Genomic DNA, 11,823 nt, shown 5'->3' with positions numbered 1-11,823 from the left:
GATACTGACCGATCGCCTGACCCACCTGGCTGCCAAACTGCGATAAGCCTGCAGGAGCAAAGTTGGCGGTTGAGCTCATGTTGATGCTATTGCCCACCCGATTCAGACCATAACTCATGATCGCACTGTTCTCATCGATGCCCAGGACATTGGAAACCGTTGATAGACCAACCGGTTCACTCGATGCCAGCACCGTTGCCTCAACCGTACCAGGACGAATCAAGCCTGCATTGATCAGAATCGGACGAATCTTACCCTCCAGAACAAACTGAGGACTTGGACTGAAATCATGAATATCAGATAGCGCCGCTGCAAAATCCAAACGTGCGCCAAGACTTCCTGTTGCCGTCTGGATGAAGGACTCCGTGTGGGAAATCGTTGTCGGCGTACGATCCGCTGGACCGAAATACTGAACATAACCACTGTTCGTCAATACACCAGCGCCCAGGTTCGGCACGTCCGGCAGAGCCAGTTGTGCCCCCTGGTTATTCGTCACATTGATGGTGCTTCCCGAGTTCAACAGACGGCCAGAAATGATCGCGTTATTCGTTATCTGCGTCGTACCACCTGCCCCACGAATATCAAATGCGTTATCTGTATTCATATTGGCGACAGCAATCACACCCTCATTATGGACATTGTTGACTAGACCATCCAACACCAGAGCCGAACCACCACCGGATGCGAGTACCGCACCCTTCGCGCTGATCGTAATACTTGGATCATTTGCTCCTTTTGCTGCTCCTGCATAGATGCCGGTGCCATTATTCGCCTGAATCACGTTATTAACAGACACAGATACCGTACCGGCCGTTCCCGAGCCACCGCCGGACATCGGCGTATAACCATTTTCGTTGAGATACAGGCCGCCACCGCCACCGACTGATTGCGCAACAACACCGATGGCACCCTGACCCGTCACAGTAATCGGCGCATTTACGTTCACCGTCACATTGCCCCCCGATCCTGACCCACCCGTGAACGTCGGCGTCATACCACTGACTCCGGCAGTCACCAACGCACCACCACCACCGCCAACGGACTGAGCCAATACCCCAACCGAGCTCGCACCAGTCGTGTTAATCGCTGCTCCAACAGTGACATCGACGTTGCCACCGTTACCCGAGCTGTTGCTTGAACCACCGATGCTCATGTTGCCACCGTTGGTTGCCGTCGTTGCCGACTGGCTGACCAGACCTGCGTAACCACCGCCGCCACCAACCGACTGGGCAACGATACCGATCGCGGCCGGACCCGTGGTGCTAATAGCACCCGTATGATTCACGTTTACTGCCAGTCCGTTGCCCGAACTGGATGAGGATCCGCCGATCTGGCTGCTATTGAGCGTCAACGAGCCACCGGAAACGGTCGTCGCGCTAATACCGCCACCACCGGCGACAGACTGCGCCATGATGCCGACATTATTGGCACCCTTCGTGGTAATGGGGCTGGCAGCAACTACGGTGACACAGGGAGATGCAACACCGGTTGGGCAGCTCACGTCCGTGCTGGCCGGTGTTCCTATGGCATTAGCGCCGACACCGCCCAGGGTAAGCTGGTAAGTGTTGCTACCTGTAGTACCAGAGTCGGTGTATGTATTGGAGATACCACCACCGCCACTAATCGACTGGGCAATGATCGCCATCGAGTTGTTACCTTGTGTAAATAGCGGATTACCCGAGGTATTGACGCTGACCGTATTGCTCACACCACCACTACCGCCGCTAGCGCCGAGCTGATGACTGATAAAGTTCGAGGCGAGGCCGAAGGAGTTGTTGTCGCTAGCGCCGCCACTGCCACCACCCCCACCGATTGATTGAGCAACCAGAGCCCCGGCGTTATTACCCACCGTATTTATTGTTGACCAAGTTGTGACATCAACTGCGTTGGCTGCGCCACCATTCCCCCCCGTGGCACCAAGCGCAAGGTTGAAGGTGGATAGATTACTTGCAGGCCCTGAAGAGCTACTGCCGCCATTGCCACCGCCACCGCCAATCGACTGGGCAAGAAGACCCTGGGCACCATCCCCCGTTGTTTGCACAATGAACGCATTGCGCACAGTGACCAGACCACCGTCACCGCCATTGCCTGACGAGCCGCCAAGCGCCAGGCCTACCGTCTTGGTATTGTTGTTCGAAGACGAATTATTGGTTTGCGATGCGCTGGAACCACCATTACCACCGCCGCCACCAATCGACTGGGCCAGCACACCCTGTGCATTGCTACCGCTCGTGCTTAAGGAAATGCCATTAACCGGCGCAGAAACTGAATTGCCTGTCGCCGTGTTGTAGTCCTGATAAGCAGATGAGACATAAACATTGTTCGCACTGCCACCACCTGAACCTGAGCCTCCAAGGCTCAGCATGGCGTTTAGATCGCCCCCATTGCCGCTGGTGCTGCTCGACGAACCGCCATTACCACCACCGCCGCCAATCGACTGGGCAAAGACACCCTGCGCATTACTCCCGCTCGTGTAGATATTCTGGATGGCATAGACGTTGACGCTACCACCCGTTGCACCTGTACCGCCACTGCCACCTAGAGAGAGACTAACAGCCGTCTTACCGCCCGATGTGCTTGATTGGCTGGCGCCCCCGTTACCGCCACCACCGCCAACCGATTGCGCAAATACACCGACTGCACTATCGCCTGTGGTCGTAACGGTCCCGTTCAATTCAACCGTGACATTATCCGCAATGTTGCCAGCGCCACCATTGGCACCCATGGCCATTGTGATCGCTGCATCGCCACTGCTGCCGCTGCTCGTAGAACTGGATGAGCCAGCATTACCGCCACCGCCCCCAATCGACTGCGCCATGATGCCCATGGCGTTGGCGCCGGTGGTTTGTACCGAACCGTTGGAGCTAACTGAAACCAGACCACCTGCGCCACCATTGCCACCATTCAGGCCCAAAGCCATGTTGGCGTTATAGGCACCGCCATTGCTGTTTGAGGTCGATGAGCCGGAGTTACCACCCCCACCACCAACGGATTGGGCAAGAATAGCCGTGCTACTGGCACCGGCTGTGATGATCTGTGCCGTATTGGTCACGCTCACTTCCCCGGCATTACCACCAGCACCCCCGCTACCACCCAGGCTCGCCGCCAGTGCAACGCCACTATTGGCCTGCGCAGATGTTGTCCCTTGTGTTGTACCAGCGTCGCAGGTTTGTGTTGAAGATGCCGTGCAAGAACCGCCTGCGCTGGCACCATTGGTGGTGCCGTTGCTGCTGTCGTTGTTCGACGAAGTCGGGGCCGTAGCCGATACCGACGCTGCGCCACCGTTACCACCACCGCCACCAACCGATTGCGCAAAGATACCGTACGAGTTAGCACCATAGGTGCTGATAAGTGCTCCGGCACCCGTGTTGCTCACCGTAACCGATGAGCCCTCACCTGCCGCACCACCCATACCACCTAAACCAAAGGCAACGGCGTTACTGCCCCCACTACCGCTGGTCACGGTCGATGAACCGGCATTACCACCACCACCACCAACAGATTGGGCAAATATCGCGCTGGCATTGTTACCAAAGGTGTAAACACTGCCCGTGTTGGTCACCGATGATTGACCCGCATCACCACCCGTGCCGCCGCTACCGCCCATCGCGAGCGACACGCTGTTCTTGCTGCCGTCTGCATTGCTGCTGCTCGAGCCGCCGTTACCACCACCGCCGCCGATCGACTGCGCAAAAATACCGACCGAACTATCCGCCAGTCCCAGCGCAGCAGAAGCCTGAGAAGCCTGCTGCCACGTCTGATTACTCGTCCCCGCCACATAGCCTGTGGCTATCAGACCACTATTACTCACCACCACGTTGTTCGCATAACCACCCGAACCACCGAAACCGCCCATGGAAAGACCAACCGAAATACCTCCAGAGCTGGAGCTCGAACCGCTACCCGTGCCCGCCGCACTAGTACTCTGAGTGCCTGAAGCCGCTGAAGCAGCTGAACTACTAGAGCCACCGTTACCTCCGCCACCACCCACTGATTGGGCGTAAATTGCCGCAGAATTGGTGCCGCTCGTCATAATCTGACCGCTGTTGGTAACCTTAACAACAGTGAGAGGCGTATCCGTATTTATGCCGTAGTAAGCACCAGAGCCACCGCCACTCCCACCGGAGCCGCCCATTGTCAAGGAAAGGCTATTTTGATTTCCCGTTGAAACACCCGTACTTGAACCACCATTGCCGCCACCACCGCCGACTGACTGCGCAAAAATACCCTGAGCATTATCACCCAGCGTCGAGATGCTCATCGACGAGGTTACCGATACGACACCACTAGTGGCACCCTCGCCAGCACTACCCCCCAGAGACAATGTAACTGCGTTCTTGCCACCCGCAGTGCTTGTCTGACTCGATCCGCCGTTACCGCCACCACCGCCAACCGACTGCGCAAAAACACCTACTGCACCATCACCCTGAGTCGCCACGGTGCCGGTCTGCTGTACTGTCACATTTCCCGCCGTGTTGCCGCTACCGCCATTGGCACCCATGGCCATCGTAATTGCAGCATCACCACTGCTGCCGCTACTGGTCGAGCTGGTCGAACCCGCATTACCGCCACCGCCGCCAATCGACTGCGCCATGATGCCCATGGCATTGGCGCCGGTGGTTTGTACCGAACCGGTTGAACTGACTGAAACCAGATCACCTGTGCCACCGCTCCCACCATTCATACCCAGGGCCAGATTGGCGTTATAAGCACCACCGTTGCTATTCGATGTCGATGAACCGGAATTACCACCCCCACCACCTACGGATTGAGCAAAGATCGCCGTGCTACTGGCACCGGCTGTGACCACTTGTGCTGCGTTTGTGATATTAACTTCGCCTGCGTTACCACCTGCGCCACCACTGCCACCCAGGCTGGCCGCTAGCGCTACGCCGCTGTTTGCCTGAGCTGAGGTAGTCCCCGAACCGGTGCTTGCACTGTTTGTGGTGCCGTTGCTGCTGTCGTTGTTCGACGAAGTCGGGGCCGTAGCCGATACCGACGCTGCGCCACCGTTACCACCACCGCCACCGACCGATTGCGCAAAGATACCGTAGGAGTTAGCACCATAGGTGCTGATAAGCGCTCCGGCACCCGTGTTGCTCACTGTAACCGATGAGCCCTCACCTGCCGCACCACCCATACCACCTAAACCAAAGGCAATGGCGTTACTGCCCCCACTACCGCTGGTCACGGTCGATGAACCGGCATTACCACCACCACCGCCCACCGATTGGGCAAATATCGCGCTGGCATTGTTACCAAATGTGTAAACACTGCCCGTGTTGGTCACCGATGATTGACCCGCATCGCCACCCGTGCCGCCGTTACCGCCCATCGCGAGCGACACGCTGTTCTTGCTGCCGTCTGCATTGCTGCTGCTCGAGCCGCCGTTACCACCACCGCCGCCGATCGACTGCGCAAAAATACCGACCGAACTATCCGCCAGCCCCAGCGCAGCAGAAGCCTGAGAAGCCTGCTGCCACGTCTGGTTACTCGTCCCCGCCACATAGCCTGTGGCTATCAGACCACTATTACTCACCACCACGTTGTTCGCATAACCACCCGAACCACCGAAACCGCCGACGCTCATGCCAACGGCCGTGCCGCTGTCGGCGCCTGCCTGACTGCTATTCTGGCCAGTTGCGGTATTGCCTGCGGTCGAAGAGTTCGCGCTACCCGATGTTGACGGTGTACTAGACCCACCGGTACTAGCTTTGCTAGATCCTTGTGCGCCAGCTGCCACGGTAGATGAGGCGCTACTAGAGCCGCCATTGCCCCCGCCGCCGCCAATCGACTGCGCGTAAATACCCGCCGAGTTTGCACCGCTCGTTGTGATCTGTCCACTATTCGTTACGTCGACAATGGTCAATGGCACCTGAGAGCCTGAGGCATAGACGCCTGAGCTGCCGCCACTACCGCCCCAACCGCCAAGCCCCATAGTCACGGCAGCGATACCACCCGGGTTAGTCGTCGATGACGTGGTGCTTGATCCCCCGTTACCACCACCACCGCCAATCGACTGGGCGAAGATCCCAATCGCATTATTACCCGAGGTCGCCAATGCTCCTGAGCTCGAGACGGTCACCAGATCGGAGGTACCACCCGTCCCGCCAAAACCACCCACGGAGAGTGCTGCAGAATATTTACCACCGTCAGCCTTTGAACTGCTAGAGCCCCCATTACCACCACCGCCACCAATCGACTGCGCAATGATGGCATGCGCCAAGTCACCAGCAGTACTAATATTGGCTATGCTGTTGGCGGTAACCGAATCACTCGTGCCACCGGAGCCACCAATCCCACCGACTGACATCGAAGCAGATACACCGCTATCGGGTGGCGTAGCAGAATTACTGGTCGGGTTCGATGATTGAGTCGTCGAATGCACCAGGTTTGTCGCCAGATAGCTGGATGCCTGATTACCGATGCTTGTAGGGACCCCGTTTTGCGTCATCGTTTGCGAGATTTGCGCACCAATCACCGAGGTTAGGCCACTTTCTGCACTACCTGGGGTGGATGAAACCATAGAAGCGCTGGCGCCACCATTACCACCACCACCACCGATGGACTGAGCGGCAATACCGTAGGATTGCTGACCGCTCGTGCTGATGGTGCCGCCGGCATTAACCGTGACCATCGCGCCATTACCACCCTCGCCACCCCAACCGCCCAGGGACATTCCTGCGGCATATTGGTTACTTGAGGACGAACTCTGCGACCAGCCACCGTTACCACCCCCTCCGCCAATTGACTGGGCAAGAATGGCCGATGCATTCATCCCGTTTGTCGAGATCGTTCCACTTGTTACACCTTTATTGGCATTAACCAGCACGACACCCCCGGTATTTCCTCCGGTGCCGCCAGATCCACCAATTGCCATAGATACCGTGCCCTTGCCAGCAATCGCATTCGAAGTGGCATTACCACCATTCCCACCGTTGCCACCAATCGATTGGGCAAGGATGCCAACGGAGCCATCTGCCGCTGATGCGGTCGTAACCCCATTACTTGTTGTGTTCAATATTGCTGCCGTGTTGATGCTACCCACTTGGCTGACCGTGACATTCGAACCCACACCGCCAGCACCACCTGGACCGCCAACAGCAACGGATGCAGCAAAGGATTTGGTGCTGAGTGGATCACCGATCGCCAGACTCTGGCTCGAGCCCCCGTTACCACCATCGCCACCAACCGATTGGGCGATAATGCCTATCGCATTTAAACCTGCCGTGTTGATCTTTGAATTACTGGAAACGCTCACATCACCGGCTGTACCGCCACCACCGCCACTGGCGCCCACAGCAACGCTCACCGGCACCGAGGATGATCCTGAGGCAAAAGCATCCGTAATAGCCGAGCCGCCATTACCGCCTTTACCAGCTATCGATTGAGCGACCAGACCACTGGAGTTATTACCGGATGAGGAAATAGACACTGCAGAAGCCGTCGTCAGAGAAACGCCCCCCGACGTACCTCCCGAGCCGCCCGAACCACCAAGCGCAACACTCACGGTACCCACTTCCTGAGCGGCGGAGAACGCTGCTGTAAAACCACCGTTACCCCCGTTACCACCGATCGATTGCGCCAGCACAGCCGTCGATTGCTGACCGTTTGTCGTCACGAAATAACCACCAGACGTCGGATCATTGAGAGCCACGCTCACGTTATAGGCGGTGCCGCCGCTGCCGCCGCCACCACCCAATGACACCGATCCAGCTACATCTGACCCAATACTGCCCGAAATCGCGTTACCCCCATTGCCACCACTGCCGCCGATTGCTTGAGCCACAATCGCACCAGCCTGATCACCCAATGTGGTGATGGCATTGCTATTGGTCACACTGACCGCCGTAGGCACGGTATTTGAACCAGTTGGGCTGACACCGGCCGTACCACCGCCGCTTCCGCCTCCACCAATGTCCGCAGTAAAGCCCGCCCCATTCGAAATCGAACCACCATAGCTACTGCCACCGTTACCACCAGACCCACCGATGCTTTGCGCAAGAATGCCGCTTGACTGAGCGCCGGCCACGTTAATGGCCCCTGAGTTGTTCACACCCACACCCCATGACTGCCCACCGGCTGCACCACTACCACCCACGTTGAGGGTAATCGCTAAAGAGCCACTGTCAGTGGATGCCGCACCCCCTGCACTCGTACCCCCATTCCCACCATGACCGCCAATGCTCTGAGCCACGATGCCACTTGATTGCGTAGAAGCAGTCGTGATGCTGTTACTGTTTGAGACGACGACAGAACCAGCAGTACCACCCGTACCACCGCCACCGCCGACATTCATTGACAGGCTAGCGCTATCCGAAACCGAACCGCCAAAACTGTTACCACCGTTTCCGCCGTTACCACCGATAGACTGAGCCAGAATCGCTGATGACTGCACACCCATTGTATTAATTACGGCTAAGTTTGAAACATTGACCGCAGTAATACTGTCGATAGCACCCGTCTGCGTCATCGATTCAAGGCCGGATGAGCCTCCTGTACCTCCTCCACCACCGAGGGAAAGACTGCCTGCCGCAGATGCTGCATCCCCACTAATGGCAATGCCGCCATTACCCCCTGATCCACCAATCGATTGAGCTATCAAACCGGCCGACTGATCTGCCTGCGTGATTACATTTCCACTATTAGTGACAGTCACCAGATTTGAAGAACCAGCACCGGCTCCGCTGCCTCCAATGCTGACACCTAATGAAGCACCAAATGAGGCTGCGCTGGAGAATGCCATCCCGCCGCTGCCTCCAGACCCGCCCACGCTCTGTGCCAGGACCCCGGCAGAAAGAGCACCATTAGTAGTGATTGTTGCAGAATTGGTGACATTGGTAGCGCCTGCAGTTCCACCAGCACCACTATTACCACCAATGCTGGTCGATAAATTGGCATCGCCTGACAAAGCACCAGCAACAGAAAACCCACCATTACCACCGGCACCACCCAGGCTCTGAGCAATAATACCGGCGGACGATTGGCCTGCGGTATTAATGCTTCCAGTCGAGGTTACAGTCACCGTCGATGCAGTGCCACCCGGAGCGCCAGAACCACCAAGACTAAGGCTACTGGCCGCAGAAGCTGTTGCTGCAGTTGATGCCGCGAAGCCACCATTACCGCCGCCGCCGCCAATCGATTGCGCAAGAATACCAGGGTTATTACCAGCGGCCGTGCCATTGGTAGCCGCACTTGTATTGTTGGTAATAATCGTTCCACTGTTATTGACATTCACTGAACCTGCATTCGCACCCGTACCACCGGTACCGCCTATAGAAAAACCGAGGCCCGCCATACCCAAGGAACCCGTCGCAGAAAAACCACCATTACCACCACCGCCTGCAATGGATTGCGCAACAATCGCCGCCGCACCGCCGCCGGTTGTCGTCAGGTTACCGCTATTAGTCACCGAGGCCTGAGCGTTGCTATTACCACCACCCGCACCGCCAGAACCGCCAATGGCAACGTTCGCCGCCAACGACATAGTCGCCGCTGCGGAGAGAGAGAAGCCACCGTTACCACCCCCACCACCAATGGTCTGCGACACAAGTGCGCTGGAGCCACTCCCTGATGTATTAATGACACCGTCATTATCCAGTACTGCGAACTGCGAGGATTGACCCGAACCACCAGAACCACCGATACTGAGGCCGATAGCGGCACCGCTGGCACCGCCGGAAACTACGGCGCTGATACTAGAACCCCCGCTACCACCGCCGCCGCCAATGGATTGCGCCAAAATACCGAAAGAGCGATCGCCTGTGGTGGTGATCTGGGCTGCCGGTACAGAGACTCCATTGATCGTTGACGTCAGGTTTTGCGCTTGCACGCTGGCACCAGCTCCACCCGTCGCACCTGTGCCACCCATGGCCAGACCCAAAGAGAGACCGGCGGACATTGATCCCGAAACTGCATTACCGCCATTGCCACCGCCACCGCCAATCGATGCCGCTACCATGCCGGGCGAATCTGAACCGGTGGTATTAATGCTTACACCTCCTGTGGCGGCATAAACCATGTTGCCAGAACCACCCGAACCACCCGAACCACCATAAGAAGCATTAACACTGGCTCCTACCGATGCTGAAAAGGCTAAAGCATAGCCACCACTTCCGCCGCCACCGCCGATTGATTGCGCCAGAATCCCGGCAGATCCAACACCTGCTGTGCTTATTAGAGCACCAGCAGCGGGTACACTAGTCGCCAGCGTGCTGGTTGTTGCAGAAGAGCATGCCCACATAACTGAAGTAGAGGGGCAATTCACGCCCACCAAATTAGCGTTACCACCCGTGCCGCCCGTGCTCCCACCTGCGTACCCAAACGCGTGCGAAAATCCAACCGCCACATCAACAGCACCACCTCCGGAGCCACCACCGCCGCCGATGGACTGGGCTAATACCCCCTGAGAATTCGCCTCTACCGTCACTATCGTGCCCGTGTTCATTGCTTGTACGGTGTTGCCATCGCCGCCGCCACCTCCGGAACCCCCCAACGCCATACTGACCTGAGAGACCGGGGTGCTGGTACTGGCGGTAATACCCATGCCGCCGATACCGCCACCACCACCGATGGACTGTGCCAGCAGCCCGACACCGCCACCATTACTGGTGTAGGTCGCCGCGCTGTAAGTTAAGCCGGAGCAAGCACCGGGGGCTGATGCTGTACATGCTTTACCCGTGAAGATGTTTCCGGTGTTTGCAGCAAAAACACTTCCACCGTCGCCACCGCCACCCCCCGTACCACCCAACGATGCCATACCAATAGCTAAACCACCAGCTCCCCCACCACCCCCCATCGATTGGGCAAAAACGCCGATAGAAGAGGCGGCCTTAACATTAATTAAACCACTATTGGTCACGGTTACCGTATCACCCGATGCCGCCGGACCGCCAGAGGCTCCTAACCCATACAACCCAGCTTTGGCCCCTGCATTGCCGCCACTGCCTCCCATGGATTGCGCAAAAATACCGAACCCACCATCCGTTGCGGCATACAAATTGCCTGAGTTCTGAACGGTAACTGTTAAAGCAGGACCGCCATAACCCCCACTGCCGCCAGATCCACTGAAAATTGCGCTCGAACTACCGCCGCTACCACCTTGTCCACCAATGCTTTGTGCAAAAATCGGGACGGCTGGCGGCGTAGAAATGTCAGCATAATTTGTGACGCTTACGCTACTACCAGAAGAACCGACCCCTCCATTACCACCACTACCACTCACGTTAACGTACCAAATACTGTTGGGCGTCTGAGACCCACCGCTGCCACCATAGCCCCCTGCGCTTTGGGCAAAAATGCCATAACCTCCACCATTATTGGTAGTCGTTATACCCACATAGTTAGTAACCTGTACAGCGCCACCCGCACCGCCATAAGCCCCATTACCGGCGTTACCACTTTCGCTATTACTGCCACCGTTACCGCCATTTCCGCCCTTGGATATAGCAACAATACCGGAGATGTTCAGCGTTGAAGCACTAACATCCCCCTTGTTCAACTGAAAAATTACGCTACCGCCAGGCATGCCTGGCGAACCATTACCTGCCATGGTCTGCGGACAATCGATGTTATCGTTAGACCCCCCCCCGCCACCATTGCCGCCGTAAGATGTATACAGAACAGCGGTCCCATAGTTGCCGCTCAAGGCTGAACCGGTCTTATTAAGATTTGCACCCCCCGTGGTATTGGTACCGCCAGGGTATGATGTGCAGGTGTATACGGGGATGACATAGTCTTCATAACTTACCGAGTATGTTGTTTGCCCTCCTAAATTACCATCTTTGCCATAAGACTGATCCTCATACATGTACGCTGGAGACC

The 11,823-nt window shown here is 57.1% G+C and carries 1 protein-coding gene; it reads right to left on the bottom strand.

All coding sequences use genetic code 11. From position 1 onward, the window contains the following. On the bottom strand, window positions 1-11,647 hold an 11,647-nt coding region (locus tag AC3GOJ_RS04255), incomplete at its 3' end, for a hypothetical protein (protein WP_488236217.1). Window positions 11,648-11,823: the final 176 nt, after the last annotated feature.

This window comes from Fluviibacter sp. (genome assembly GCF_057744235.1).
Note: the sequence above shows the minus strand (reverse complement) of the source record. Positions and strands in the feature narration are given on the sequence as shown.